Origin of the sequence: Ruegeria arenilitoris, from assembly GCF_013031355.1 — a bacterium.
In the GTDB taxonomy this organism is placed as follows: domain Bacteria; phylum Pseudomonadota; class Alphaproteobacteria; order Rhodobacterales; family Rhodobacteraceae; genus Ruegeria; species Ruegeria arenilitoris_C.
Genome location: NZ_WPZO01000001.1, coordinates 327,518 through 353,215, shown reverse-complemented (window position 1 = coordinate 353,215; position 25,698 = coordinate 327,518). Strand labels below are relative to the sequence as shown.

The following is a 25,698-nucleotide window of genomic DNA, read 5'->3' as shown; positions in this document are numbered from 1 at the left end:
TCTGGCTATAAATATCTCGGGGGTCCGGGGGGCTGCCCCCCGGACCGCCCTCTCCATTCAGCTATTCATCGCCGCCCAGACGCGCGACGGGCTTACCGGCATATCGATGTGATCGACAGCCTTACCGCCCGAGTTCAACGCATCCAGAACCGCGTTGACCACTGCAGGCGGTGAGCCGATGGCCCCGGCCTCGCCACAGCCCTTCACGCCCAACGGATTGTGGGTGCAGGGCGTCTGGCTGGAATGATCGACACCATAGAACGGCACGTCATCGGCCCGCGGAATGGCATAGTCCATGTAGGAGGCACTCAGCAGCTGGCCGTTCTCGTCATAGGCGCAGTTTTCAAGCAGCGCTTGGCCGATGCCCTGACCGATGCCGCCATGGACTTGACCATCCACGATCATCGGGTTGACGATGTTTCCGAAATCGTCGGCGGCGGTGAAGGCCTCGATGGTCACCCGTCCTGTTTCCGGGTCGACCTCGACCTCACAGGCATAAGCGCCGGCCGGGAAGGTGAAGTTGGCCGGATCGTAAAACGCGGTTTCCTCCAGCCCGGGTTCAACTTCCAGCGGGTAGTTGTGCGGCACATAGGCCGTCAGGGTCACATCGCCCCAGGCCACCGACTTGTCGGTGCCTGCGACGCTGAACTGACCATCCTTCAGCTCAATATCCGCCTCGGACGCTTCCAGCAGGTGGGCCGCGATCCGCTTGGCTTTCTCGATCACCTTCTCGGTTGCTTTGACCATGGCCGAGCCACAAACCGCCAGCGAGCGAGAACCATAGGTGCCCATGCCGAACGGGATCTTGGACGTATCCCCATGCACGATCTCGACCATCGACTCGTCGATGCCGATCATATCGGCCACAACCTGCGGGAAGGCGGTCTCATGCCCCTGCCCGTGGCTGTGCGCACCGACCATGACGCTGATCGAGCCGGTGGCGTTCACCCGAACAGTCGCGGCATCATAGAGACCCGCCCGGGCCCCCAGCATACCGACGATGTTCGAAGGCGCGATGCCGCAAGCCTCGATATAGCAGTTGACGCCCAGACCACGCAGCTTGCCGTTGGCCTCGCTTTCCGCGCGACGCGCGGCAAAGCCAGCCAGATCGGCGGCGGCCTCAAGCTTGTCCATCGTCCCGTTATAGTCCCCGGTGTCATAGGTCAGCGCGACCGGCGTGTCATAGGGGAATTGGGTGATGAAGTTCTGACGGCGCAGCGCAATCGGGTCGACGCCCAGTTCGCGCGCAGCCTTGTCCACGACACGCTCCAGCTGGAAGGTCGCCTCGGGGCGACCCGCGCCGCGATATGCGTCCACTGGCACCGTATTGGTGAACATCGCCTTTACGTTCACCTGAATGACCGGCGTCTTGTAATTGCCCGCCATCAGTGTCCCGTGCAGCCAGGTCGGAACCGAGCTGGAGAAGGTCGACAGATAAGCGCCCAGATTGGCATATGTGTTGGTGCGCAAGCCGATAAAGTTATTGTCGGCATCCAACGCCAGTTCGATCTTGCTGACATGGTCGCGGCCATGAGCATCCGACATGAACGCCTCGGACCGGCTGGAGGTCCACTTTACGGGGCGACCGCAGGCCTTGGCGGCAAAGGTGCAGAACGCCTCTTCCGCATAGTGGAAAATCTTGGTGCCAAAACCGCCGCCCACATCCGGGGCCACGACGCGCACTTTATGTTCCGGCAGCCCCAGAACAAAGGCACACATCAGTAGACGGATCACATGCGGGTTCTGCGAGGTTGTGTAGAGTGTGTACTCATCCGTACCACGCTTGTACTCACCCACGGCCACACGCGGCTCCATCGGGTTGGCAACCAGACGGTTGTTCACCAAGTCCAGAGTGGTCACATGGGCCGCATTGGCAAAGACCTCATCGACCTTGGCATCGTCGGTCTCGCCCAGTTGCCAGTCATAGCAGATGTTGTTCTTCAGATCGTCATGGACCAGCGTGGCACCATCCTGCGCGGCGGCCTTCATGTCGATCACGGCGGGCAGTTCTTCGATATCCACATCGATTGCCTCAGCCGCGTCACGGGCCTGCTCAAGGCTGTCGGCCACAACGGCCGCGATGGGATCGCCCACATGGCGGACCTTGCCTTGCGCCAGAATGGGGTGCGGCGGTTCCTGCATCGGCGCGCCATGCTTGTCGGTCACCTCCCAGCCGCAGGGCATCCCGCCCACGCCTTCAAAATCTTTACCGGTGAACACTTTCACCACACCAGGCATGCCTTCAGCCGCCGAAGTGTCCACGGATTTGATCCGGCCATGCGCGATGTCGGATCGCAGAAAATGCACATAGGCTTGACCATGTACGTTGATGTCGTCGGTGTAATTGCCCGCTCCGGTCAGAAAGCGTACGTCCTCGCGCCGCTTGGAACTGGCTCCGATGCCACTGTCTTTGGGCATTGCTTGTTCTCCTCCCATAAACGGATGCTGATGCACCCTTTGTCATCCCACGGGCGTCTCCTCTTGCGCCCGCAGTGGCATCATTCGGCAGCGATGCTACTCACGTCCTGGCCGGATGCGGCCATGATCGCCTTGACGATGTTGTGATAGCCGGTGCACCGACACAGGTTGCCTTCCAGGTACTTTCGGATCTCGGCCTCGGTCGGACGTGGGTTGTCTTTCAGCAGGGCCGCAGCACTCATCACCATGCCCGGCGTGCAGAAACCGCATTGCAGACCGTGATGATCCTGAAAGGCCTGCTGGATGACGTTCAACGAGCCATCGGCGTTCGCCTGACCTTCGATCGTGCCGACCTCGGCCCCATCAGCCTCAAGCGCCAGCATGTTGCAGGATTTGACCGCCTCGCCATTCACATGAACCACACACGCACCGCATTGCGCGGTATCGCAGCCCACATGGGTTCCGGTCAGCGACAGGTGATCACGCAGAAAGCTGGACAGCAGCGTCCGGCCCTCGACATCACCGCTCACGGATTTTCCGTTCACGGTCATTGAGACCTGTGTCATATGTTCCTCCCAAAATGAAACTCTCCCTGCGCAGAGTTAAACACGGGAAAATTTGTTTGAGAACAAAAATATTTAGCGAGTGTTTTGGTCAGTCACTTGGTCAATCGCCAACATCTATTTCGTTGAACCGGAAAGGCAAATAACCGCCGTGTTATCCCTTGCGCCCAGCCCTTGGCTGCGGTCGCGTCGGGATTTCCTTGAGCAGTCCGCCGACCCCCATCGCCGCAATATCCGCGCCGGTCGTCGCGATCCCGCAGGCAACGCGCGACAGGACCCAATCCGCGCCGTTCAACGCCGGAGACCGCGCGCATCCCGGCAACCCGATCACCGGGCGTTCACCTTGCGCCCCAAGAAACAGCAGGTTCCCCGGATCGACCGGCATCCCGAAGCGGTCCACTTGTCCGCCTGCTGCACGTACCGCTTCGGGGGCTACGTCAGACACATCCGAGGTGGCCGAACCGGTCAGGATCATCAAAACATCGCCCAGCGTTTCCCCGATGGCGGTTGCAAGGGCCTCGGTCTTGTGCGGGACAACGCGCACATCGGCTAGCTCCAATCCCAAAGCCTCTACCCGGCCCTGAATCGCGGCGATGCCTTTTTCGTTCGGCGGCCCACCGGGAATGTCAGTCACAACCAGCCCGGCGTTTCGGTAGACAGGCGTGGCCAGACGGATCGCGCCCTGTGCCAAACGCGACGCAACAAGAACGTCGCCCCCCGGCACGGCGTAGGAAATCACCTTGATCGTCGCGACCATGCCGCCTGCGCTCATCTGCTGATATTGCGGCACGGTGGCCACGGTGATCATCGGGTTGACCTGATTGAACGCCTCAAGTGCCGCGACATCCAGCACGGCAACCCCCGGCCCATCCGCCAACAGGTTCACCCGACCGGTGAAAGGTTGCGTCACCCGCAATGCGGCTGCCTTGGGATCAGGCACCAGAGCGTCTGCCAACATCCCGGCCGCTTTGTCTTCATGACAATCTCCCGGCTCCAGCCGAGCGACCGTAACCGAACTATGCCCGGCCGCGGCCAATGCCTCCTGATGCTCGGCTGTCAACAAGAGGCCCTTGCGCAGCTTTGTCTCTCCGGCCTTTACGGAATGGGCTAGGATCGCGCCGGCGGCCTGATCAACGGGAACGGGGCCGAACTTCACGCTTTGCCCCGCAATACGGCTGTCATTTGCGCCAGAATGGACACTGCGATTTCCGATGGGTCCGCAGCACCAATATCCAGACCAATCGGCCCGTGAATACGCGCAATCTGAGTGTCGGAGAAACCAGCTTCTTTCATCCGTGCCACGCGTTTGGCATGGGTCCGGGTCGAACCCAGAGCGCCGATATAGAAAACCCCAGCCTTAAGCGCGGATTGCAGCGCCGGGTCGTCCAGCTTGGGGTCATGGGTCAACAGCACCACAGCCGTCCGCGCATCCATCCCCAGCTTGGCAACGGCCTCGTCCGGCCAGTCGGTCAGGATCGTCTCACCGGGAAAACGTGCGCTCGAGGCAAAGGCATCGCGCGGGTCGATGATAGCAGGGTCATACCCGGCGATCCGCGCCATCGGCACCAAGGCCTGCGCGATATGAACGGCACCAACAACGATCAGCCGCAGCGGAGGATTATGCACCGCCACGAAGGTCTGGCCGTCTTCTTCGAATCCCGACCGATCCATGCGCAAGCGGTCCGCATAGGCGTTGCGCCGAAGGGCGCGGTGGCCGGTCTCAATATTCACCTCATAGGCAATCGGTTCACGCCGAGCCCGAGCCTCGACCAGTTCAAGCAACATCGGCTCGGGCAACACTTTGCCCACTGGTTCGACCAACACACGAATGGTGCCGCCACAGGCTAGTCCCACGGCAAAAGCGTCCTCATCACTGACACCGAACTCCAACAGCCGCGCCTCGCCTTCGTCGATTGCCTCCAGCGCCTCAACCACAACCGCGCCTTCGACACATCCGCCCGAGACCGAACCTTCGATACGACCGTCGCCACCGATGACCAGCTGAGCGCCCACACGCCTCGGCGCGCTGCCCCAGGTCTCGACCACCGTAGCCAATGCAACAGGTCTTCCGTCGCGATACCAGCGCAGGGCCGTTTCGGGGCTGTTGTCGAATCTGTCCATTGCACCCTCCCGGAGTGTTCAGCCCCAACATAGGCAGGTTTGACGGGATGAAAAGGAACCCATGCCCCAGAGGGTGTTGTACAGACCCAAATAAACCAGCCTTCGGCGCAAAGAAGCCCGGATTTCCACGGTTTACGCAAAGGATTGATTGTCAACGGGCGTGATTCTAGCCTACACGCGCGACTGGTGCATTCCAGTATGCGCATATTGATTTTTCACAAGGGAGACAGAGAGTTGAAACGCATTTTTACACTCGGAATGGCAATTGGGATGCTGGCATCGACCGCAGTCAGCGCGGATACTTTCCTGCGCTATGGTGAGGTCGAGGGATGGAAAGTCTTCATCGATCAGGACAAGAAGTCCTGCCTGATCGAAGCTGTCGATGGCGCTGAAAACGTGGTTCAGATGGGGCTGACGCAAGACCGCAGCGTCGGCTATGTGGGCGTGTTCACCAAAGCCAAGACAGATATCAAACGCGGCGAGAAAGAAGCTGTGGCGATCCTGCTGGGCGACAACATCTATCTGGGCGAAGCCACCGGCATGAAGGGCAACATCACCAAAGGCTATTCCGGCGGTTATGTCCTTTCCGACGACCCTCAGTTCGCGGATGACATTGCCAAGCAGAAGGTCATGGTCGTGTTCCCCGAGAAAGAGTTCGCCTTCACCGTCGACCTGACCGGCACCTACAAGGCCATGGAAATGGCGCGCAAGTGCAACGAAGAACAACTGGGCTAACGCTCAACCGGAAAGCGCGGTCATCAGCCGCGCTTTCTCTCCTACGTCGTCGGGTTGTGAGATAACGGCGGCAAGATCCTCCAAAGACGCAATCGAATGGCCCGCGCGAAAACTGTCCACATGCGGCAGCATCGCCGCCACGCCCTGTGCTTTGGGCGCGAACCCATCCCAGCGTAGCAGCGGATTGAGCCATATCAGACGGCGCGCAGAGAGGTGGAGGCGCTCCATCTCTTTCCCCAACGCCTCGGGGTCGCCCCGGTCCAACCCGTCCGAGATCAATAGCACCACCGCCCCCTGCCCCATGACCCTGCGGGACCAGTCGCGGTTGAAGGCGTGCAGGCATTCGCCGATCCGCGTACCGCCCTCCCAATCCTGCGCCTCGGCCCCGGCAGCGGCCAGAGCGGCATCCACGTCACGCTGCTGCAGGTGGCGGGTGATGTTGGTCAGGCGCGTGCCGAAGGTGAAGGCACGGACCTTGGCCCAACCAGCGCCTTTGGCGTTCGAAACCGAGTGAAGGAAATGCAGGATGATCCGACTGTACTGACTCATCGATCCCGAGATATCGCACAGCACTACGAGATTGGGCCAACGCGGCTTGGGCTTCAGGCGCGCGATATTGCGCAGCTCTCCGCCCTGACGCATTGCGGCGCGCAGGGTGCGGGCACGGTCGATACGATGGCCCAGATGGCTGGCCTGTCCGCGCCGCGACTCGATGGGTTTTACCGGTAGCGTCAACCGCGCCAGCATACGTTTGGCCTGCGTGATCTCGGCCGTGCTCATCTGTTCGAAATCCAGGCTGCGCAGCCGTTCCTCTGAGGACGCGGTTTGCGAGGCGTCAATCTCCAGTTCGGTGTCTTCTTCCTGCTCAACCGTATCGGGCAGATCGCGTTCAACGCCGTCCAACAACGCCTCGGCCGCGCGCTTTTCGGCAGGGTCGGCCTTGCGTTCTTCCTGCACGCCACGAATGGCGGGCAGCATCATGGCCATCATGTGCTCCATGTAACGCGGGTCGCGCCAATACATGCGGAAGACCTGCGCGAACACCGTCCGGTGCTCGGGTCGGCTGACGAAACAGGCGTGCAGTGTCCAGTAGAAATCCCGCTTTTCCGAGAACCCGGCCGCCTGCACGGCCCGGATCGCGTCAACCACCCGCCCCGTTCCAATCGGCAGCCCTGCCTTACGCAAGGCCCGTGCAAAATGGGTGATGTTCTGCGCCAACTTGGGGTTGTCGGGGATATCCAAAGGCCACTGCTCAGCCACGATGCACCTCGTCATCCAGGGCATTGACAATTGCGCGCGCTGCCTCGTTCGGGCTCAGGTTTACCACTGGTATTTCAATCACCCCATCAAGGCGAAGCAAAGTCAGATCGCGCCGATATGCCGAAAGAACGCCCGGATCCATCAGCTTCCCACGCCCTTGCCGCTCAGGATCACAAAGACGCCTTTGGTTCTCGGCTTCGCTGAGTCGTAGCATAAAAGGTTGGAACCGACCGCTACGCTGACGCACAAAATCCAATGTCGGGGCAATCAGAGCACGATCTTCCGGGCATTCTTCGAGGGCATCCGTGAAGACGATCGGGACATCAGGCGATAGCGTCAACGCCGCTTCATAGACCGAATGCCGTAGGCTACGCCGCAAAGCGGCATGTCTGGGATCGGCTCTGTCGAATAGGGCACTGGCCGGGTTCAACATCAGGTGGTTGTCGATCAGGCGCCCGCCGATCATCTCGACCAGGGCAGTGCCTATGGTCCGTTTTCCTGACCCAGGCCAGCCAACGATGTGAATCGTCAGGGGGTCGTTACCCATCAGGCAGGCTCCAGCGTCGCTTTCGCCTCGTCCAGAATCCGTTTCGCCTCGGACCCTTGCAATTTTTGAATATCATCCTGGTACTTCAGGATCGCGCCCAGCGTGTCGCCGATCACCTCGGGGCTGAGGTTGATCACGTCCAGCGCCAGCAGGCATTTGGCCCAGTCGATGGTCTCGGCCACGCCGGGCTTCTTGAACAGGTCCTCAGTGCGCAGATGCTGAACGAAGGCAACCACCTCGCGGCTCAGCGCTTCGGCGGCCTCGGGGGCGCGGGCGTGCAGGATTTCGATCTCGCGGTCGAAATCGGGGTAATCGACCCAATGATAAAGGCAACGGCGTTTCAGCGCGTCATGCACTTCGCGCGTGCGGTTCGAGGTGACGATGACGATGGGCGGCTCGGGCGCGTGCACTGTGCCCAGCTCGGGGATCGTCACCTGAAAGTCGCTGAGCGCTTCCAGCAGGAACGCCTCAAACGGTTCATCCGTGCGGTCCAGTTCGTCGATCAACAGGACCGGCGCACCGTTTTCGTCGGGGCGCATCGCTTGCAGCAGAGGTCGTTCGATCAGGTACTCGTCCGAGAAAAGTTCGGATTGCAGCGCGCCACGATCCGCACCACCCGACGCTTCTGCTGTCCGGATTGCCACCATCTGAGCCGGAAAGTTCCATTCGTAGACGGCCGAGGAGGCATCCAGCCCCTCATAGCACTGTAACCGGATCAGGCGCCGGTTCAGACCCGCCGCCAGCGCCTTGGCGATCTCGGTCTTGCCCACCCCGGCCTCGCCTTCCAGAAACAGTGGACGGCCCAGCTTCAGCGACAGAAACACAACCGTGGCAAGCGCTCGACCGCAGACGTAGCCTTGCTCGCCCAACATTTTCTGAACGCTGTCAATGGATTCTGGCTGTGTCATGTCATGTCTCTCCCTCGCCACAAAAGGTCACGGCGACGCGCGCGCGTCAAGGCCATGGTCTTTCCGGGACGTACGGCGATCCGGTGCGTTGACAAGGCCTTTCCCGCGCGCGGCCTGTGTGATAGCGGAGGCGCCATGACCGATAGCATCACGATCCGCCGCCCCGACGACTGGCACCTGCACCTGCGCGATGGCGCGATGTTGCAAGCCGTCCTGCCCGAAACCGCGCGCCATTTTGCTCGCGCGATCATCATGCCCAACCTTGTGCCGCCCGTGGTACGCGGCGATCAGGCCGCGGCCTATCGCGATCGCATCATGGCCGCGTTGCCCGAGGGTATGACATTCGAGCCGCTGATGACCTTGTACCTGACCGAGGATACCGATGCTGACGATGTGGCCGCAGCCCATGCCAGCGGGCTGATCAAGGCGGTCAAGCTGTACCCGGCCGGGGCCACGACCAACTCGGCCTCTGGTGTGCGAGATTTCGACAAGGTGCGTCCGGTGCTGGAGAAGATGGCCGAGATCGGTCTACCCATGTGCGTCCACGGTGAGGTCACCGATGCCGAGGTCGACATCTTTGACCGTGAGGCCGTGTTCATCGACCGTGTTCTGGACCCGATCCGCAAGGCCACCCCGGGACTGCGCGTGGTGATGGAGCATATCACCACCTCGAACGGCGTGGACTACGTGAAAGCCAACGATACCGATCTGGGCGCAACCATTACCGCGCACCATCTGATCATCAACCGCAACCACATTCTGGTGGGCGGCATCAAACCGCATTACTACTGCTTGCCCGTCGCCAAGCGGGAAGAGCACCGGCTGGCGTTGCTGGCCGCAGCGACCTCGGGCGATGCGCGGTTTTTCCTGGGCACCGACAGCGCACCGCATACAGATGCGAACAAGGAAATGGCCTGTGGGTGCGCCGGGTGCTTCACGGCGACAAACACCATGTCACTGGTGGCTGAGATGTTCGAACGCGAAGGCGCTCTGGACAAGTTGGAAGGGTTTGTTTCGCTGAACGGGCCTACCTTCTACCGCCTGCCGGTGAACGAGGACACCATCACCCTGACCAAGGGCGAGCCCGTCGCCTACCCCGACAAGATCGAATCCGAAGATGGCCCGGTAACGGTCTTTGAACCGGGTTTCCCGCTGCACTGGCACGTGGTCTAACCCGCCAGTCTTTTTGCCAGATCGCGGGCGCGGCCACCGGTGCGCAGCATCGACCAGATCGCGTCCGCCTCTTCGCTTCCGATCAGTTTGGCGGCCTTGCCGCGCACTCGGTCTTCGCGGTCCGCCAAGCTCATCGGCGCCAACAGATCATGGGTTGCCTCAAGCCGTGCACCGTCGCGGCGCAACAGGGTCAGGTGCGCCTGCGTTTCTGACAGCGTTTCATCCACTTCGACCGATACACGATCCCGCAGGGACTTCAGGCGCGGGTCCGCGCAGACCTTGTCCGTATAGCTGGCGGGCAGCGCCGTGTCATAGCCAAGCGCCTGCGTGGCGATCACCGTCCGATACGAAAACTTGGCCCCCAGACCCGTGGTCGGAGACATCTGGTTGCACACACTCATCCAGCGTGGATGTGTCTTGACCTTGATTTCAGCCACTTCGGGTTCAGCAATGTCCAGATCGCGCGCGGCTTCAAGCGCGGCGTGCAAGCCGTGGCAGCAGGCATGGAACTTGTGGCTGACGTTTTCGAACAACCACTCCTCGCCCAGCCCGGCTAAAGCGTTTGGCGCATCCCCCTCGCCCCTGTGGGTCGCACCAAAGCCGTACTCCCCCTCCAACGCGTCCATGTTGGATTCGAAACCTTTGGCGACGAGCAAGGCGGCCTCTACCCCGGCCGAGGCTGCAAGACCTGCGTTATACGGCTTGCCCATCGTCCCGAATTGCGCCTTGAGGCCCGCAGCGCGGGTCGCCGTCAGGCCCAGCACCTTGCGCATCTGCGTGACGTCAAAACCCAAAACACGGCCCGCTGCAACGGCGGCTCCGAACGCTCCTGCCGTCGCCGTCTGGTGGAATCCCGCCTGATAGTGGTCGCGGCCCAGCCATAGGCCCATGCGGATCGAAACTTCCATCCCCACCAGCGCGGCCTCGAGGAAGTCGACAAGAATGCGGTCATCCCACTCGGTCAGCGCCAAAGCGGCGGGTAAAACTGCAACAGAAGGGTGCCCGATATGGGCAAAATGCGTGTCGTCATAATCCAGCGCGTGCGACACGGTGCCGTTGACCAAGGCCGCCCCGCGCATCGGGGCCGCACCGCCGCCAAACAGATGCGCCTGTGCAGCGCCATCCTCGCCCAGCACCAGGTCACGTACGGCTTCTGAAACCGGCTCAGCGGCCCCGGCGCGCCCCACGGCAATCCAGTCCAGAACGGACAGAGAAGTAACGACCCGTGTCGGCAACGTCGTTTCGACAGGGCCTGCTGCGAACGCAGCCAGAGAAGTGGAAAAATCGCTCATGGGCGCAGTCTAGCGTGCGCCGGTTGCGGGTAAAGACCTAGCTGTACAAATCCGCAGCGCGGGATTCAAACGCCTGAACGATCCGGTGCATGGCCTCGTTGAAGACAACCCCGATGATGCCTTGCAGGATCGCGTTCTTGAATTCGAAATCCACATGGAAGGACACATTGCACCCACCCTCGGGTGCGTCCGCGAACTGCCAGTCGGATTTCATGTATTTGAAGGGGCCGTCCAGATATTCGGTATCGATCTTCATCTGATCGGGAAACAGCGTCACCCGGCTGCCGAACCGTTCGCGGAAGACCTTGAACGAGATGACCAGATCCGCCTCCATCACCTGCGCCTCACCAGCGGCATAAGTCCGGCGGATACGGGCAGCTGCGCACCAGGGCAAAAACTCGGGGTACTTCGCCACGTCCGCGATCAGGTCGTACATCTGCTGCGCCGTATACGGCAAGTGGCGGGTTTCCGAATGAGTAGGCATGGCGTCCGGTATTAACAGGTGACAATGGCGCGTGATTTCGTATGTTGCGCGCCAAAGATCAAGGGGGCAGCGATGAGCGACCGTGCATATGTGATAGATGAGATGATCTCGGCCAAGGCCATCGCCGCCCGGATCGAGGAACTATGCCGTGAAATTACCGCCGAATTTGGCAATACCGACAAGCTGGTTGTTGTTGGCCTGTTGCGCGGCAGTTTCGTCTTCATCGCCGATCTGGTGCGAGAGTTAGACCTGCCGATCGAAGTGGATTTTCTTGAGGCATCGTCCTATGGCGACTCGATGGAAAGCAGCCGAGAAGTCCGCATTCTTAAAGACTTGCGCGGCGCAATTGAAGGGCGCGATGTTCTGGTTGTCGAGGATATCGTCGACACCGGACACACGCTGAACCACGTGACCAAGCTGCTGCGCAGCCGCAAGCCCGCCCGCCTGAAATCCATTGCACTTCTGGACAAGCCCAGCCGGCGTGAGGTTGATTTCCGGTCCGACTGGATCGGCTTCGAAATCCCTGATGAATTCGTCGTGGGCTATGGAATCGACTACGCGCAGCGCAACCGAAACCTGCCCTTCATCGGCAAAGTGCGCTTTACCGAGGACTAAGCGGCCCCAACACCAGCTGAATCGCGGCCGTGAAAATCCCGGTTCCGATCGGGATCAGCGCGTCCGGAAAATCGTAGTCCGGGTTGTGCAGTTGCGGGTGATCCATGCCAGATCCAAGCCAGAACATGGCAGATTTGGCGCTTTTGCCGAACTGCCCAAAATCTTCCGAGAATTTTTGCGGGCTGGGTGTCAGTTCGCAGGTCACACCCGTTTCGGTGCAAGACTGGCTGAGAATATCGACAGCTTCGGGCGCGTTCACGCAGGCCTCGAACACGTCCTCATAGCTGATCTCATACCCCAGCCCCTGATCTGAGGCGACCTGCGCCACCAGCGCCTCGGCTTCGTTCATCAGGGCTTGCATCCGGGCGTTAGCAACCGTGCGCAATGTTACCCATAGCTCGGCCCGACCAGGGGCAATACCGAAAGTTGGCTCACCCAAGTTGGCGTGTGTCACCGTGGTCAGGGCAAAATCGACGTCCAGAGAACCGCCCCGTCCCAACCCCGCCAGTTGCGGCATCAGGGACGCCAGCGCCGCGGCCGGAGAGACTCCATCCTGCGGCGCTGCCGCGTGCGAGGTCTTACCGGTCAGAACAATCTTCATCCCACGAGATGCGCAATTGGCAGGCCCTTCGCACAGCAACACGTCCCCTTGCGCCAAGCCCGGAAGGTTATGCAATGAAAACACATAATCAGGCGCGATTTCGACAAACTTTGGGTCAGCCCGAAAGGCGATGGCGCCCTGCCCGTTTTCCTCGGCAGGTTGGAAGATCAGCACCACGCGGCCCGCTTTCAAGCGGGATTGGGCCAGTTGCTCAGCCACGCCCAGAACCATCATCATATGACCGTCATGGCCGCACAGATGCCCTTTACCCGGAACACGCGAGGCATAGTCCGCGTCAGAGATTTCCTGAATCGGCAACCCGTCCAGTTCGCACCGAACGGCAACAGTTGGTCCAGCCTGTTCGCTGTCGAAAACGCCCGCCACACCATGCCCGCCGATACCCGTCAACACCTGATCGGCACCGCGGGCACGCAACTCGTCGGCAATCCGGGCAGCGGTTTGTTCCTCCTGCCCGGAAATCTCCGGATATTGATGCAGTTCGTGGCGCAGCCGGGTTAGCCGGGCGAGTGTGTCGGGGGTCACCCTTGTTCCAGCTTTTTCTGGCGCGCATCGCGCAGGCGGGCAAAATCATCTCCTGCGTGATAGGACGACCGGGTCAGAGGCGTCGCGGAAACCATCAGGAAGCCCTTGCCGTAGGCCGCCTTCTCGTAAGATGCGAATTCCTCGGGCGTGACAAAACGATCAACGCCGTGGTGTTTCGGCGTGGGCTGCAGATACTGACCGATGGTCAGGAAATCGATATCGGCGGCGCGCATGTCGTCCATGACCTGACGAACTTGCTGCTCGTCCTCTCCCAAGCCGACCATGATGCCCGATTTGGTAAAGATCGACGGGTCCATCTCCTTGACCCGCTGCAACAGGCGCAGCGAGTGAAAATAGCGCGCACCGGGACGCACTTGGGGATATAGGCCCGGAACGGTTTCGAGGTTGTGGTTGAATACGTCCGGTTTCGCCTCGACCACAACTTCCAGAACAGAAGGATCACATTTCAGGAAGTCCGGCGTCAGAATTTCGATGGTCGTCTTGGGCGAGCGGTGACGTACCGCACGGATGGTCTGTGCGAAGTGCTCTGCACCGCCATCTTCCAGATCGTCCCGGTCCACCGAAGTGATGACCACGTGGTTCAGCCCCAGCTTTTGCACCGCGTGCGCCACGCGACCGGGTTCAAACGCATCCAGATCGTCGGGGCGACCGGTCGCGATGTTGCAGAATGTGCAGCCACGGGTACAAATCTCGCCCATGATCATCATGGTGGCGTGACCCTGGCTCCAACACTCGCCAACATTCGGGCACCCGGCCTCTTCGCAGACGGTCACGAGGTTGTTCTCGCGCATGATTTTGTGGGTATCGGCATACCCTTTTCCACCCGGGGCCTTCACCCGAATCCATTTCGGCTTTTTCGGCTGCGCATTGTCCTGGCGATGCGCCTTTTCGGGATGACGTTGTTCGGGGATCTTCAGATCACGCACGGTCGGCTTTCCTGACTTTGGGTCACTTTGCTTCGACATAATATAAACTGCGGTGGTTAGCTACGCCACCCGTGCATAGCTGCCATAACAGCGCACTATGCAATTGCAGAAAAACATCGCGTAAATCCTGACAGTTTTCCATTACAAACAGCGCGTTTTGCGGTCTCTGCCAGATTTCGCGATTGCCGCAACTATGACGTTGAAGCCAATTTAGAACTGTTTTAAATCTTCGGCAGTTCACAGATGAATCACAGGAAATTGAGCATGAAATCCGGTACTAAACTGCCTGACGTAACCTTTCACACCCGCGTCCGTGACGAGGCCGTCGAAGGCCCCAACCCGTTCCGTTGGGAAGACAAGACCACCGCAGATTACTTTGCCGGCAAACGGGTGATCCTGTTCTCGCTGCCCGGTGCGTTCACTCCCACCTGTTCGACCTACCAACTGCCCGGCTTTGAAAACGGCTATGCCGAATTCAAGGAAAAAGGCGTCGACGAGATTTACTGCATGTCGGTGAATGACAGCTTTGTCATGAACAAGTGGGCGCAGGATCAGGGTCTGGAAAACGTCAAAGTCATCCCTGATGGTTCGGGCGAATTCACCCGCAAGATGGGTATGCTGGTCGACAAGGACAACCTGGGCTTTGGTATGCGCTCGTGGCGCTATGCCGCCATCGTCAACGACGGTGTGGTCGAGGCATGGTTCGAAGAGCCCGGCCTGATGGATAACTGCCCCGAAGACCCCTATGGCGTGTCCTCGCCGGAAAACCTGAAAAAACACCTAGACGAAGCCAAAGAGCCGGCTCTGGCCTAAGCTATTCTACGATCCATTGCAAAAGACCCGCCATTGGCGGGTCTTTTCGTTTTCAAGTGCGCGTGGCCGTCACGATATCTTCGCCGACCCGTTGGATCACTTCGGCCAGACCATCAAACCAGCCCTCACGACCGGTTGATGCACGCCGCACCAGACCAACCGTTCGCGCAGGTTGAGGCGCGCTGAAACGCATCAGCTTCAGACCGGGCACAGCCTCGGATTCCGACTGCGCCGCGAGCTCTGGCATCAGGGTCAGGCCAAACCCTTCGGCCACCAAGCGCGACAGAGTGGCCAGTGAGGACGCGCCCATGTTGATCAGCCCGCTACTGCGGTCCTGCCCACAGACCTCAAGCGCCTGATCCGTCAGGCAATGCCCATCATCCAGCAACATCAACTGCGCGGTTTTCAGGTCCAGTGGCCGCAAGGCCTCGGGGTTTGTTGCCATGCCCTGCAGGCGCGCTGTGCTGCCGGCCAGTAGGAACCGATCCTGAAACAGGGGCAGTTCGAACAGCTCATTTCCCCCAACCGGCAGGGCAACGACACCGGCGTCGATTTCCCCGGCGCGCAACATGGTCAGCAGGCGTTCGGTTCTGGCCTCACGTACCTGGACGCGCAGTGACACGTCCGAGGCACGCAATCCGGCCAGAACGCCGGGCAGCAAATACGGCGCGATTGTCGGAATGATTCCAATCGCTAGCGATCTGTGCCCGCCCGATCGATCCCTTGCGAATTGATCCAGCCTGTCGGCGGCCCCCAGAACCTGACGCGCATGATCCAGCACATCGCGCCCCAACGGAGTCAGCAGGATGTCGCGGGCCTGACGTTCAAACAGTGGGCCGCCCAGACTTTCCTCCAGTGCCTTGATCTGCACCGACAAGGCGGGCTGCGACACATGACATGTCTGCGCCGCCCGTCCGAAATTACGCTGTTCGGCGACGGCGCTGAAATATTGCAACTGTCTGAGGGTAAAATTCATAACCTGTGACTATCACTTGACCACGCGAACGCAACCAAAACATATCACCCGATCATGCGATTGCGCTCTGACTGGCATTCATAATGCCGCTTGAGACGTTACAGCGCGATCCGCAGTACGATCTTTCCCGACCGCGCCGACCATCCCATGCGTTTCTCTGCCAGTTCCAAGCCTTCGAGGTAACAGCAGCAACGCAGCGCCACGTCGCTCAACCCCGGCCCGAGATCCGACAAGGCGCGCTCCACGCGATCCCGCGCATCGGACGAGCCCCGCCCGCCATGTGCCTCGCTTTTGAAACTGCCACGCCTTCCGGCGGTCAGGAAATGGTCCCAGTTCTGCGCGACATGAGGGCCGATTTGCGCCAATTCAAAATCCTCACGCAGACGTTCACCCGCAGCCACCAGCGATTCATCCAGAAACGGCTTGCCATCCCGATCCCGTCTGCGCGCCAGAGCAATCAGGGGGCGAAACAACAATCTGTGCTCAATCGCCCCCGATGAGTTTGTTAACCAATTCTAACTAGAGTTGCTTTCGTTACTCGTTCGTTAACCCGCGGGGACAAGAACCAGATTTGATTCAAAAACATAAAAACTCATGAAGTCAGAGTTCGGCGCGAGCCCAATCTAGGAAACATCCGCTTAGATTGTGTGGCAAAAGGGGCAACTTCACTCGAACAAGGAACCTCTGAAGTGCAGGACCTTATGACCATGATTACCACCCTACGCCGCCCCTGCCTGTTGGCTCGGGCCGCGAAATTCGGGTCGCAGGACTATGATCGGGAACGGCATCTGCAACGTATTCTGGGATACGGTTCGTTGCCAGGAACCGGTGCGGCACTGGTTCGACTGATGGAAATGGAACGAGAGGTTAACGCGCAGCGGATAGAGGAAGACGCGGCCTATTCGCTGGTGCGTCATTTGGATCTGCTGATCGCATTGTTGGGCGAGGCGCAGCTGTATCAGGCCAGCCGCGCCTCGCAATATCGGTGATCAGGTGAAGGCGTCCGGCATGGATGCTTTCTTTTCCGCCACGTATTCATTCAGCGCGGCGTTGATTTCCGGGTCGAGTTGCGGCTGCTGGTAATTGGCCAGCAGATGCTCGACCCGCGAAGCGGCCAGTGTGCGCGTGTCACGCTCGCCTTCGTCTTCCCAGGTCTCGAAGGGTTTGTAGTCCAGAACCTCGGACTTCCAGAACGCTTCTTTGAAGTTCGCCTGCGTATGGGCGCAACCCAGATAGTGACCACCGGGGCCAACTTCGCGGATCGCTTCCATCGCCTGTGCGTTCTCGTCATACGCAACGCCTTTGGCCAGACCGTGCAGAACGCCAAGCTGGTCGGCATCCATCACGAACTTTTCAAAGTCGGCGACCAGACCGCCTTCCAGCCAGCCGCACGAGTGCAGCATGAAGTTCACACCTGCCATCAGACCCATGTTCAGCGAGTTCGCTGTTTCATAAGCCGCCTGCGCGTCGGGCAGTTTGGAACCACAGAACGACCCGGCCGAGCGGAACGGCAGGTTCAGACGCCGCGCCAGCTGACCTGCGCCATAGGTGACCAGCGACGCCTCGGGCGTACCAAAGGTCGGCGCGCCCGAGTTCATGTCGATCGAGGACACGAACGCACCAAAAATCGCAGGGGCTCCCGGACGAATGATCTGGCTGTAGGCAACGCCGGCCATAACTTCGGCCAGAACCTGCGTCAGCGTACCGGCAACCGAAACCGGCGCCATCGCACCGCCCACAATAAAGGGCGAGATGATGCAAGCCTGGTTGTTCTTCGCATAAACCTCGAGCGAGCCCATCATCACGTCGTCGAAGGTCATCGGCGAGTTGATGTTGGTCAGCGAGGTCATGACCGTGTTTTCCTGCACGAATTCTTTGCCGAACAGGATTTCGCACATCTCGACCGAATCCTGCGCGCGGCTGGGATCGGTGACCGAACCCATGAACGGCTTGTCCGACAGGGTCATGTGCGCCATCAGCATGTCCAGGTGGCGCTTGTTCACCGGAACGTCAGTCGGCTCACACACTGTCCCGCCCGAGTGGTGCAGCCACTTGGACATATAGGCCAGTTTCACGAACTTATTGAAATCGTCCATGGTCGCATAACGACGTCCGCCATGGATGTCCCGCACGAACGGAGGACCGTAGACCGGGGCCAGAACCAGGTTGCGACCGCCGATGACCACCGATTTCTCGGGGTTGCGGGCGTGCTGGGTAAACTGGCTGGGCGCCGTCTTGATCAGTTCACGCGCCAGACCGCGCGGGATACGGACGCGCTCACCGTCGACATCGGCGCCGGCGTCTTTCCAACGCTGCAATGCGCCCGGGTTGTCAACAAAATTGACGCCAACCTCGGCCAGAATGGTTTCCGCGTTGGTTTCGATGATCTCCAACGCTTCTTCGTTGAGAACCTCGAAATTCGGAATATTCCGTTCGATGTACTTTGCCGTTTCGATACGAACCGCGGTGCGCTCGGCCCGGCGGGCGGCTCCGCCACCGCCTCTGGCTCTGCGTCGGGTGTTTGCCTCTGACATGAGATAATCCCGTTAGTCTGTTCACGTTGCAAATTGTGTTACCGGAACCGAAAATCACACCGAACGTGGATAACGGCGCAATCGGGGTAAAAGCGACATGTTCGCCAGTTCGATTTTCTTTTTGACCCCTATTCCGTGATGCTCATGATAAGAGCATGGATCCGGAATCGCAAAAACCACCCTCCGCCGAAGTAGAGCGCAAGTCACTTGATGCGGCCGAAATTGGGGCCGTAGCGCACCTATACAGAGGCGAGGTTTACCGAAGCACCATCTGGCGCACGCGGCTGGATACAACGACCAACTGGGCGGTTGTCACGCTGGGTGTTGCGCTGTCGATTTCCTTTTCCTCGCCCGAGGCTTCACCGCTGCCGCTGGTACTTGTAGGCGTTCTGATCATCCTGTTCCTGATGCTTGAGGCGCGGCGCTACAGGTATTTCAATGTATGGCGCGCCCGAGCCAGATGGCTCGAGACACATTTCTACGCACCGCTGCTTTATGATGGCGACCTTCACATGGAGGAGAACTGGCAAAAGGTTCTGGCGCAGGATTACCTGCATCCGCGCTACCACGTCAGCCTCATGATCGCGATCGGGCGCCGGATTCGCAGGAATTACCTGTGGATTCTGCTGATCCAGAGCCTGGCCTTCTGCGTCAAGATCTCGGTCCACCCAACCCCGGTTGAGAGTTTCCCTCAGGCCATCGACCGGGCCGATGTCGGCCCCATCCCCGGTGAGGTCCTCATAATCACCGGCATATTCTACATTCTGTGCTGGTCCGTCATCGCAATCTGGAGCTATCGGGCAGATGGCAACCGCGCCTCTCGCCGTGGCAGTGAAAAGTCGGAATCAATGGGTTAGAGACAGGTTCAGAGTGCTTTTTCCAGTGCAACAGAATTGCCGCTGACTTCTGTTTCAAGCCAACCCAGATGAGCATAGATCGCGCGTGTATCCGTCATAAGGCGGTGGGTACGCAAAACCATACGCGTACATCCGACCTCACGCGCTTCGGCCTCGGCCCGTGCCAGCAGTTTTCCGGCAACCCCCTGCCCTTGCGCGTTTGGCGAAACGGCCAGATTGAAAACCTTCATCTCGCCATCTTGCTGGGCAAAAATGATCACCCCGGCCAACCCGGTTCCTGCAACAGCCAAAACCACCCGATGATCTGAGATATCCTGTTCAATACCCGCCGTCACATCCGGTAGATCAGCAATGGTTTCGCGCGCTTTGGAATAGGCAGCTGCGATACATTCTGTGATCGCCTCGGCGTCTTCTTGTGTCGCATTCATGAACCGAATGGTAGTCATTGATCTGATCTCCTTGCGTATCTGGCCTGAAACGCCTTCATAACGCTTGCACATAGACGCCGCGCGACCTAAGAGCCAGTCATGAGCCAGACATCCCATGACCGCCTTCTGATCATCGACTTCGGCAGCCAGGTGACGCAGCTGATCGCACGCCGCCTGCGCGAGTTGAATGTCTATTGTGAAATCCACCCCTACCAGAATGTCACGATGGACTTTGTGCGCGAAATGGCGCCCAAGGCCGTGATCTTCTCGGGCGGGCCGGACAGCGTGACGCGCGAGGGTTCGCCCCGCGCCCCGCAAGAGATTTTCGACTATGGCGTGCCGATCCTTGGCATTTGCTATGGCCAGCAGGTGATGATGCACCAGCTAGGCGGGAAGGTCGAAAGCGGCCACGGCACCGCCGAGTTTGGACGTGCTTTTGTCACGCCGAAAAGTCAGCTGGACATTCTGGACGGCTGGTTCACCGATGGTGACGAACAAGTCTGGATGAGCCACGGCGACCACGTCAGTGAAATTGCCCCGCGGTTTGAGGTCTTTGGCACCTCGCCTAACGCGCCTTTTGCGATCACTGCCGACACCAACCGCCACTTCTATGCCGTTCAGTTCCATCCCGAAGTGCACCACACCCCCAAGGGCGCGAAGCTGTATGAGAACTTCGTGAAACTGGCCGGGTTCGATGGCGACTGGACCATGGGCGCCTATCGCGACGAGATGATCCGCAAGATTCGTGAACAGGTCGGCGACAAGAAAGTCATCTGCGGCCTGTCCGGCGGCGTCGACAGTTCGGTCGCGGCGATCCTGATCCACGAGGCGATTGGCGACCAGCTGACCTGTGTGTTCGTCGACCATGGTCTGCTGCGCAAGAACGAAGCCGAAGAAGTCGTCGGCATGTTCCGCGACAACTACAACATCCAACTGATCCACGCGGACGAAAGCAATCTGTTTCTGGGCGAGCTGGACGGCCAGTCCGACCCCGAGACCAAGCGCAAGATCATCGGCAAGCTGTTCATCGACGTGTTCCAGAAACATGCTGATACCATCGAAGGCGCCGAGTTCCTCGCGCAAGGTACGCTGTATCCTGACGTGATCGAATCGGTCTCGTTCTCGGGCGGTCCGTCGGTCACCATCAAATCGCACCACAACGTCGGTGGCCTGCCGGAAAAGATGGGCCTGAAGTTGGTCGAGCCCCTGCGCGAACTGTTCAAGGACGAGGTCCGCGCGCTGGGCCGCGAACTCGGCCTGCCGCAGAGCTTTATTGGCCGCCACCCCTTCCCCGGACCGGGCTTGGCAATCCGCTGTCCCGGTGAGATCACCCGCGAGAAACTGGACATCCTGCGCGAGGCGGATGCGGTCTATATCGACCAGATTCGCAAGCACGGGCTGTATGACGAGATTTGGCAGGCCTTTGTAGCCATTCTGCCCGTCCGCACCGTGGGCGTAATGGGCGACGGACGGACCTATGACTATGCCTGCGCCATGCGGGCGGTCACTTCGGTCGATGGCATGACTGCCGACTATTACCCGTTCACCCACGAATTCCTTGGCGAAACCGCCACGCGGATCATCAATGAGGTGAAGGGCATCAACCGATGCACCTATGATATCACCTCGAAACCTCCGGGAACAATCGAGTGGGAATGACCAAAAAGCCGGGCACTGTCCCGGCTTTTTTGTTTAAGTTCAACCAGAAACCAGCGATTCCCCCAGGCAGGTGAATGGACAGTAGCAAACCGCAGATCGGCAAGGCCGCGCTTTGGATGACCGGGGCTATCGCCTCGTTCTCGTCTATGGCCATTGCAGGCCGAGAGCTGAGCGTCACCCATGACACTTTTGAGATTATGTTCTACCGCAGCCTTGTCGGCATCTGCGTCGTCGCGCTGATCCTGTCGCTGACCGGAAAGTGGCATCAGATCTCGACCTTCAAGCTGGGTCTGCACGGCGTCCGGAACCTGACGCACTTCGCCGGTCAAAACTTGTGGTTCTATGCGGTCACGGCCATCCCTCTGGCGCAGGTTTTTGCGTTGGAGTTCACACAGCCCATTTGGGTCATCCTGCTGTCACCGCTGCTGTTGAAAGAACGGCTAACGCCGGTTCGCGTGCTTTCGGCCCTGATCGGCTTTGTCGGCATCCTGATCGTCGCCCGCCCCGGAGCCGTACCGCTCAGCGCGGGTGTTTTGGCAGCCGCCCTGTCGGCGGTGTTCTTTGCCCTGACAACCATATCGACCAAGACCCTGACGCGGTTTGCCAGCATTGGCTGCATCATGTTCTGGCTGACCGTCATGCAAGCGTTTCTGGGACTGATCGCGGCGGGAGCCGATGGGCAAATTACCCTGCCCACTCTGACTACGATGCCATTCCTTTTACTGGTGGGGCTGGCAGGTCTGTTGGCGCATTACTGCATCACCAATGCGCTGGCAATTGCCCCGGCAACCATAGTCGTTCCATTCGATTTTGCCCGCCTGCCAACCATCGCAGTAGTCGGCATGATTCTGTACCACGAGCCACTGGACCACTGGACCTTGCTGGGGGCGGCCGTAATCTTTTCGGGCATCTTTATGAACGTTCAGGCCGAAAATCGTAACAGTTTGGCAACAGATTCCCCCCACAATCACCAGTAATAACGCACCGTCACCAGTTGACGGTTTAGTAAGCCTTAAGAAAGTATCGAGCACCATAAGTCAGGTCGATCGTAACCACTCAATAACCCAGGCCTGACCTACAGGAGACCTTAAGGGAGGACATGATGAAAAAAGCGCTACTACAGGCGTGCGCACTCAGCGTTGGGGCGACGGCGGCCTATGCAGGCGGCCTGGATCGCAGTGGCCAAGGCATCAACCTGATCTTCGAAGAAGGATCGGTCGCTCAGTTCCGGCTTGGATATACCAACCCAAGCGTTAGCGGCACCTTGCTTGATGCAAACCCCGGCAGCCCGACTAACGGACAAGTTGTAGATTCGGGCAGCGTGGCGAATGATTTCTTCACCCCGCATCTGGGCTACAAAACCGCACTCACGGATCAACTTGATTTCGCGATCATGTATGACGAACCGTTCGGGGCCGATATCGAATATGCGGATGACTATCCGCTGTCCATCAACCCCGTTCCGTTCGGCCGCACCGGCGAAACTCTGAGAGCCAAAGCAGACACCGAAGCGATTACCGCCCTGCTGCGCTATAAGTTCGACAACGGGTTCAGTGCAATCGGCGGCGTACGGGCGCAACGCGTCAAAGCCTCGGTCACGGTCCCTGCTGCTGCGGGTTACGATGTGTCTACGGACAAGGACATCGCCTTTGGTTATGTCGTCGGCGTAGCATGGGAAAAACCAGAAATCGCGGCACGAGTGGCACTTACGTACAACTCGAAAATCTCACATGACCTGTCGCAGAACGAGTCGTTCAACCCACTCCCGATCCCACCGATCCCGCCGGGAACCGTTGCGTCGGTTGACACGTCCAGCGAAATCGAAACGCCGCAGTCCATCAACCTGGACTTCCAGACCGGTGTTGCACCCAAGACCCTGCTGTTCGGTTCGATCCGCTGGGTGGACTGGCCGCAGCTGGACTATTCTCCTCCAGCGTACATTGGCATCGTCGGCAGACCGCTGGTTGACTACGACGACGCGACATTCACCTACTCGCTTGGTCTTGGCTACCAGTTCACCGATCAGTTCGCCGGCGCTGTAACGCTGGGCTACGAATCTGACGAAGGCGAACCGGTGTCCAACCTCGGGCCCACGGACGGCTTCTGGAGCATCGGTCTGGGCGGCACCTATTCGCTGGAAAACGCACAAATCTCCGGCGGCGTTCGCTACACCGACATTGGCGATGCGACAGCGGATGGTGGATTTGGCCAGACGGCCGACTTCAGCGGCAACAGCGCGTGGAGCGTCGGTTTCCAGATCACCTACTCGCTGGGCTGATCCAACGCATCAAAGACACTTGAACCCCGCCACTTCGGCGGGGTTTTTCTTTGCGCAGGATTCGGGTCGAACGGGTGCGCAGGGGATGCGAAAAGGTGGCATGGCAGCACAAAAACACCTCTCACCGAAAGCATGGGCCGAGCTTCTTTTGCTGGGCCTGATCTGGGGCGCGTCGTTCCTATCAATCCGTATCGCGCTGGACACAATTCCGGTAATGACCTCAGTATTTCATCGCGTTTTCTGGGCCATGCTGGTGCTTTGGCTTGTGGTCCGGGTTCGGCGGCTGGCTGTTCCGCACAGCCCGCGCGTTTGGCTGGCGTTTCTGGTCATGGGGCTGCTGAATAACGCAATTCCGTTTTCCCTGATGGCCTGGGGGCAGCTTTATATCGAAACCGGCCTGACCTCGATCCTGAATGCGATGACGGCCATTTTTGGCGTGATCGTCGCGGCGTTGTTTTTCAAGGACGAGCGCCTCAGCCGAGGGCGTGCGATTGGCGTCGGCCTTGGATTTCTGGGAGTCACAATTGCTATCGGGATACGAAACTTTGCCAGTTTCAACCTGCAGAGCATGGCCCAACTGGCCATCATTGCAGGCACGGTATCTTATGCGCTGGCCGGTGCATGGGCGCGCGTCACCTTGTCTGACCTGCCTCCTGTCGTCGCCGCGGCAGGAATGCTGACCGGATCGACATTGCTGATCCTACCGATCACGCTGGTGGTCGACGGCGTGCCAAGTCTGGACCTGCCCCTGATCACATGGGCAGCGATTGGCTATTACGCTTTGATTGCCACGGCCGGAGCCTACCTGTTGTACTATCGGGTTCTGGCAATGGCCGGTGCAGGAAATCTGTTGCTGGTCACGCTGGTCATCCCTCCGGTCGCGATCGTTCTGGGCGCGGTTTTGCGGGATGAGGCCCTGCCCCCACAGGCTTTTCTGGGCTTTGCCGTCCTTGCCGTGGGGCTTTTGATCCTCAATCGTGCAAGCTCCCGCAATTGACGCCGCCCGCTGCCCGTTTTAGCTAGGTCGGAAAAAAGGGACAGCGGACAATGATCTACGGCTCGGCAAAAGACTGGCGCGACGCGGCGCGGAAAAAGGTGCTGTTCTTCGGCATGTCGGGGCTGGGCAAGACCTATGTGTCCAACGTCTTGCGCGATTCCGGCGACTGGTTCCACTACTCGATCGATTACCGCATCGGCACGCGGTACATGGGCGAGTACATCACCGACAACGCCAAGGCCGAGGCGATGAAGGTTCCGTTCTTGCGCGATCTTCTGCTGTCGGATTCGATTTATATCGGCTCGAATATCACATTCGAGAACCTGACCCCTGTGGCCGCCTATCTGGGCAAACCCGGCAATCCTGACTTGGGCGGGATGGAGCTGACTGAATACCGACGCCGTCAAGAACAGTTTCGTCTGGCAGAAATCCACGCCCTGCTGGATACCGAATACTTCATCGACCGTGCACATCGCCTGTATCAATATCCGCATTTCATCTGCGACACGGGCGGATCAATCTGTGAATGGGTAGACCCGAACGACCCGGCCGACCATGTTCTTTCAGAACTGTCCCGCCAGACCCTTATGATCTGGATACAAGGCGATGAGGATCACACCGCCGAGCTGATCCGCCGTTTTGACAAGGCGCCCAAGCCGATGTCCTATCAGCCCGAGTTTCTGACCCGCGTCTGGGACGACTACCTGACCCAGCACGACTGCCGGGCCGAGGATGTGGACCCCGATGCTTTTATCCGCTGGACCTATGCGCAAGCGCTGGCGCATCGTCAGCCGCGCTATCAGTCGATGGCCGAAAACTGGGGTGTCGCGGTTACCGCCGACGACATGCACAAGGTGCGCGACGCCGCTGATTTCGATGAGTTGATCGAACGCACCCTTGAGACCCGCGCGAACCACGCTTAATTACCGCTTCTACACTGAAACTCCAA

General features: G+C 59.5%; 25 protein-coding genes and 1 pseudogene. 11 read left to right on the top strand and 15 right to left on the bottom strand.

All coding sequences use genetic code 11. From position 1 onward, the window contains the following. Positions 1 to 57: 57 nt before the first annotated feature. The 4 genes from GOX63_RS01700 to GOX63_RS01685 all read right to left on the bottom strand — a co-directional run bounded on the left by GOX63_RS01700 (position 58) and on the right by GOX63_RS01685 (position 5,102). On the bottom strand, positions 58 to 2,418 hold the full coding sequence (locus GOX63_RS01700; RefSeq protein WP_170544638.1) for a xanthine dehydrogenase family protein molybdopterin-binding subunit: 2,361 nt from the start codon (positions 2,416 to 2,418) through the stop codon (positions 58 to 60). Positions 2,419 to 2,498: 80 nt separating this feature from the next. Continuing rightward, on the bottom strand, positions 2,499 to 2,984 hold the full coding sequence (locus GOX63_RS01695; RefSeq protein WP_170324758.1) for a (2Fe-2S)-binding protein: 486 nt from the start codon (positions 2,982 to 2,984) through the stop codon (positions 2,499 to 2,501). Positions 2,985 to 3,135: 151 nt separating this feature from the next. Next, positions 3,136 to 4,137 (bottom strand): molybdopterin-binding protein, encoded by a 1,002-nt coding sequence (locus GOX63_RS01690; RefSeq protein ID WP_170544635.1) that lies wholly within the window; start codon positions 4,135 to 4,137, stop codon positions 3,136 to 3,138. Beyond that, positions 4,134 to 5,102 (bottom strand): XdhC family protein, encoded by a 969-nt coding sequence (locus GOX63_RS01685; protein WP_170544632.1) that lies wholly within the window; start codon positions 5,100 to 5,102, stop codon positions 4,134 to 4,136. The genes GOX63_RS01690 and GOX63_RS01685 overlap by 4 nt, the downstream gene beginning before the upstream one ends. A gap of 234 nt (positions 5,103 to 5,336) precedes the next feature. Between GOX63_RS01685 and GOX63_RS01680 the strand changes: the two genes are divergently transcribed. Continuing rightward, positions 5,337 to 5,837, top strand: a complete 501-nt coding sequence (locus GOX63_RS01680) for a hypothetical protein (protein WP_170324755.1) — start codon at positions 5,337 to 5,339, stop codon at positions 5,835 to 5,837. A 3-nt stretch (positions 5,838 to 5,840) separates the two neighbouring features. Here GOX63_RS01680 and GOX63_RS01675 read toward each other — a convergent pair whose 3' ends face one another. Genes GOX63_RS01675 through GOX63_RS01665 form a run of 3 tightly spaced genes read right to left on the bottom strand, consistent with a single transcriptional unit; the run spans position 5,841 to position 8,552 of the window. Then, complete coding sequence (locus tag GOX63_RS01675) at positions 5,841 to 7,097, bottom strand: vWA domain-containing protein (protein ID WP_170324754.1); 1,257 nt, start codon at positions 7,095 to 7,097, stop codon at positions 5,841 to 5,843. Next, positions 7,090 to 7,644, bottom strand: coding sequence for a nucleoside kinase (locus GOX63_RS01670; RefSeq protein WP_170324753.1), 555 nt, complete (start codon positions 7,642 to 7,644; stop codon positions 7,090 to 7,092). The genes GOX63_RS01675 and GOX63_RS01670 overlap by 8 nt, the downstream gene beginning before the upstream one ends. Further along, positions 7,644 to 8,552, bottom strand: a complete 909-nt coding sequence (locus GOX63_RS01665) for an AAA family ATPase (protein WP_170324752.1) — start codon at positions 8,550 to 8,552, stop codon at positions 7,644 to 7,646. Before GOX63_RS01665 ends, GOX63_RS01670 begins: the two co-directional genes overlap by 1 nt. 135 nt (positions 8,553 to 8,687) lie before the next feature. Here GOX63_RS01665 and pyrC point away from each other — a divergent pair, with 135 nt between their 5' ends. Next, positions 8,688 to 9,725, top strand: a complete 1,038-nt coding sequence (pyrC, locus tag GOX63_RS01660; RefSeq protein ID WP_170324751.1) for a dihydroorotase — start codon at positions 8,688 to 8,690, stop codon at positions 9,723 to 9,725. Here pyrC and GOX63_RS01655 read toward each other — a convergent pair. Beyond that, entirely contained in the window at positions 9,722 to 11,017 is a 1,296-nt protein-coding gene (locus tag GOX63_RS01655; RefSeq protein ID WP_170544629.1) for an MmgE/PrpD family protein, read from the bottom strand. The two genes, pyrC and GOX63_RS01655, sit on opposite strands and share 4 nt — an antisense overlap. 37 nt (positions 11,018 to 11,054) lie before the next feature. After that, entirely contained in the window at positions 11,055 to 11,501 is a 447-nt protein-coding gene (locus tag GOX63_RS01650) for a type II toxin-antitoxin system RatA family toxin (RefSeq protein WP_170324749.1), read from the bottom strand. Between the two features lie 72 nt (positions 11,502 to 11,573). On the opposite strand from GOX63_RS01650, the gene hpt reads away from it, so the two are divergent. Continuing rightward, positions 11,574 to 12,116, top strand: coding sequence for a hypoxanthine phosphoribosyltransferase (gene hpt / locus GOX63_RS01645; RefSeq protein ID WP_170324748.1), 543 nt, complete (start codon positions 11,574 to 11,576; stop codon positions 12,114 to 12,116). On the opposite strand, the gene GOX63_RS01640 is transcribed toward hpt, so the two are convergent. Together GOX63_RS01640 and lipA are read right to left on the bottom strand one after the other, a co-directional pair. Further along, positions 12,103 to 13,260: an amidohydrolase gene (locus GOX63_RS01640; RefSeq protein ID WP_170324747.1), complete on the bottom strand. Its 1,158-nt coding sequence runs from the start codon at positions 13,258 to 13,260 to the stop codon at positions 12,103 to 12,105. The genes hpt and GOX63_RS01640 overlap by 14 nt on opposite strands. Further along, complete coding sequence (lipA, locus tag GOX63_RS01635; RefSeq protein WP_170324746.1) at positions 13,257 to 14,207, bottom strand: lipoyl synthase; 951 nt, start codon at positions 14,205 to 14,207, stop codon at positions 13,257 to 13,259. Before lipA ends, GOX63_RS01640 begins: the two co-directional genes overlap by 4 nt. Before the next feature lie 264 nt (positions 14,208 to 14,471). Here lipA and GOX63_RS01630 point away from each other — a divergent pair, with 264 nt between their 5' ends. Next, positions 14,472 to 15,020: a peroxiredoxin gene (locus tag GOX63_RS01630; protein ID WP_170324745.1), complete on the top strand. Its 549-nt coding sequence runs from the start codon at positions 14,472 to 14,474 to the stop codon at positions 15,018 to 15,020. A 52-nt stretch (positions 15,021 to 15,072) separates the two neighbouring features. Here the strand turns inward: GOX63_RS01630 and GOX63_RS01625 are convergent, their stop codons facing one another. Continuing rightward, a complete protein-coding gene (locus GOX63_RS01625; RefSeq protein WP_170324744.1) occupies positions 15,073 to 15,996 on the bottom strand; it encodes a hydrogen peroxide-inducible genes activator in 924 nt (307 codons plus the stop codon). 98 nt (positions 15,997 to 16,094) lie between these two features. Then, positions 16,095 to 16,460 (bottom strand): annotated as a pseudogene (locus tag GOX63_RS01620) (DUF6456 domain-containing protein); the annotation flags it as partial. Between the two features lie 237 nt (positions 16,461 to 16,697). Here GOX63_RS01620 and GOX63_RS01615 point away from each other — a divergent pair. Further along, positions 16,698 to 16,985 carry a DUF6477 family protein gene (locus GOX63_RS01615; RefSeq protein ID WP_302477109.1) on the top strand — a complete coding sequence of 96 codons (288 nt, stop codon included), beginning with the start codon at positions 16,698 to 16,700 and terminating at the stop codon, positions 16,983 to 16,985. On the opposite strand, the gene GOX63_RS01610 is transcribed toward GOX63_RS01615, so the two are convergent. Further along, on the bottom strand, positions 16,986 to 18,530 hold the full coding sequence (locus GOX63_RS01610; protein WP_170324742.1) for a trimethylamine methyltransferase family protein: 1,545 nt from the start codon (positions 18,528 to 18,530) through the stop codon (positions 16,986 to 16,988). 155 nt (positions 18,531 to 18,685) lie between these two features. Between GOX63_RS01610 and GOX63_RS01605 the strand changes: the two genes are divergently transcribed. Next, a complete protein-coding gene (locus GOX63_RS01605) occupies positions 18,686 to 19,387 on the top strand; it encodes a DUF2270 domain-containing protein (protein WP_170324741.1) in 702 nt (233 codons plus the stop codon). An 8-nt stretch (positions 19,388 to 19,395) separates the two neighbouring features. On the opposite strand, the gene GOX63_RS01600 is transcribed toward GOX63_RS01605, so the two are convergent. Then, positions 19,396 to 19,833 carry a GNAT family N-acetyltransferase gene (locus tag GOX63_RS01600; protein WP_170324740.1) on the bottom strand — a complete coding sequence of 146 codons (438 nt, stop codon included), beginning with the start codon at positions 19,831 to 19,833 and terminating at the stop codon, positions 19,396 to 19,398. Between the two features lie 81 nt (positions 19,834 to 19,914). On the opposite strand from GOX63_RS01600, the gene guaA reads away from it, so the two are divergent. The 5 genes from guaA (at position 19,915) to GOX63_RS01575 (ending at position 25,672) form a co-directional block, all read left to right on the top strand. After that, the gene (gene guaA, locus GOX63_RS01595; protein WP_170324739.1) at positions 19,915 to 21,474 is read left to right on the top strand and encodes a glutamine-hydrolyzing GMP synthase; all 1,560 of its coding nucleotides are present in this window, start codon (positions 19,915 to 19,917) and stop codon (positions 21,472 to 21,474) included. A gap of 74 nt (positions 21,475 to 21,548) precedes the next feature. Next, positions 21,549 to 22,451 carry a DMT family transporter gene (locus GOX63_RS01590; RefSeq protein WP_170324738.1) on the top strand — a complete coding sequence of 301 codons (903 nt, stop codon included), beginning with the start codon at positions 21,549 to 21,551 and terminating at the stop codon, positions 22,449 to 22,451. A gap of 125 nt (positions 22,452 to 22,576) precedes the next feature. Then, positions 22,577 to 23,752, top strand: coding sequence for an OmpP1/FadL family transporter (locus tag GOX63_RS01585; protein ID WP_170324737.1), 1,176 nt, complete (start codon positions 22,577 to 22,579; stop codon positions 23,750 to 23,752). 100 nt (positions 23,753 to 23,852) lie between these two features. Further along, on the top strand, positions 23,853 to 24,749 hold the full coding sequence (locus tag GOX63_RS01580) for a DMT family transporter (protein ID WP_170324736.1): 897 nt from the start codon (positions 23,853 to 23,855) through the stop codon (positions 24,747 to 24,749). A 50-nt stretch (positions 24,750 to 24,799) separates the two neighbouring features. Continuing rightward, a complete protein-coding gene (locus GOX63_RS01575) occupies positions 24,800 to 25,672 on the top strand; it encodes an ATPase (RefSeq protein ID WP_170544626.1) in 873 nt (290 codons plus the stop codon). Positions 25,673 to 25,698: the final 26 nt, after the last annotated feature.

Coding starts and splice junctions, on each gene's coding strand:
- GOX63_RS01700 (WP_170544638.1), bottom strand. CDS start 2,418: ATGCCCAAAGACAGTGGCATCGGAGCCAGTTCCAAGCGGCGCGAGGAC.
- GOX63_RS01695 (WP_170324758.1), bottom strand. CDS start 2,984: ATGACACAGGTCTCAATGACCGTGAACGGAAAATCCGTGAGCGGTGAT.
- GOX63_RS01685 (WP_170544632.1), bottom strand. CDS start 5,102: ATGGACAGATTCGACAACAGCCCCGAAACGGCCCTGCGCTGGTATCGC.
- GOX63_RS01670 (WP_170324753.1), bottom strand. CDS start 7,644: ATGGGTAACGACCCCCTGACGATTCACATCGTTGGCTGGCCTGGGTCA.
- GOX63_RS01665 (WP_170324752.1), bottom strand. CDS start 8,552: ATGACACAGCCAGAATCCATTGACAGCGTTCAGAAAATGTTGGGCGAG.
- pyrC (WP_170324751.1), top strand. CDS start 8,688: ATGACCGATAGCATCACGATCCGCCGCCCCGACGACTGGCACCTGCAC.
- GOX63_RS01655 (WP_170544629.1), bottom strand. CDS start 11,017: ATGAGCGATTTTTCCACTTCTCTGGCTGCGTTCGCAGCAGGCCCTGTC.
- GOX63_RS01650 (WP_170324749.1), bottom strand. CDS start 11,501: ATGCCTACTCATTCGGAAACCCGCCACTTGCCGTATACGGCGCAGCAG.
- hpt (WP_170324748.1), top strand. CDS start 11,574: ATGAGCGACCGTGCATATGTGATAGATGAGATGATCTCGGCCAAGGCC.
- GOX63_RS01630 (WP_170324745.1), top strand. CDS start 14,472: ATGAAATCCGGTACTAAACTGCCTGACGTAACCTTTCACACCCGCGTC.
- GOX63_RS01625 (WP_170324744.1), bottom strand. CDS start 15,996: ATGAATTTTACCCTCAGACAGTTGCAATATTTCAGCGCCGTCGCCGAA.
- GOX63_RS01615 (WP_302477109.1), top strand. CDS start 16,698: ATGACCATGATTACCACCCTACGCCGCCCCTGCCTGTTGGCTCGGGCC.
- GOX63_RS01610 (WP_170324742.1), bottom strand. CDS start 18,530: ATGTCAGAGGCAAACACCCGACGCAGAGCCAGAGGCGGTGGCGGAGCC.
- GOX63_RS01605 (WP_170324741.1), top strand. CDS start 18,686: ATGGATCCGGAATCGCAAAAACCACCCTCCGCCGAAGTAGAGCGCAAG.
- GOX63_RS01600 (WP_170324740.1), bottom strand. CDS start 19,833: ATGACTACCATTCGGTTCATGAATGCGACACAAGAAGACGCCGAGGCG.
- guaA (WP_170324739.1), top strand. CDS start 19,915: ATGAGCCAGACATCCCATGACCGCCTTCTGATCATCGACTTCGGCAGC.
- GOX63_RS01590 (WP_170324738.1), top strand. CDS start 21,549: ATGGACAGTAGCAAACCGCAGATCGGCAAGGCCGCGCTTTGGATGACC.
- GOX63_RS01585 (WP_170324737.1), top strand. CDS start 22,577: ATGAAAAAAGCGCTACTACAGGCGTGCGCACTCAGCGTTGGGGCGACG.
- GOX63_RS01580 (WP_170324736.1), top strand. CDS start 23,853: ATGGCAGCACAAAAACACCTCTCACCGAAAGCATGGGCCGAGCTTCTT.
- GOX63_RS01575 (WP_170544626.1), top strand. CDS start 24,800: ATGATCTACGGCTCGGCAAAAGACTGGCGCGACGCGGCGCGGAAAAAG.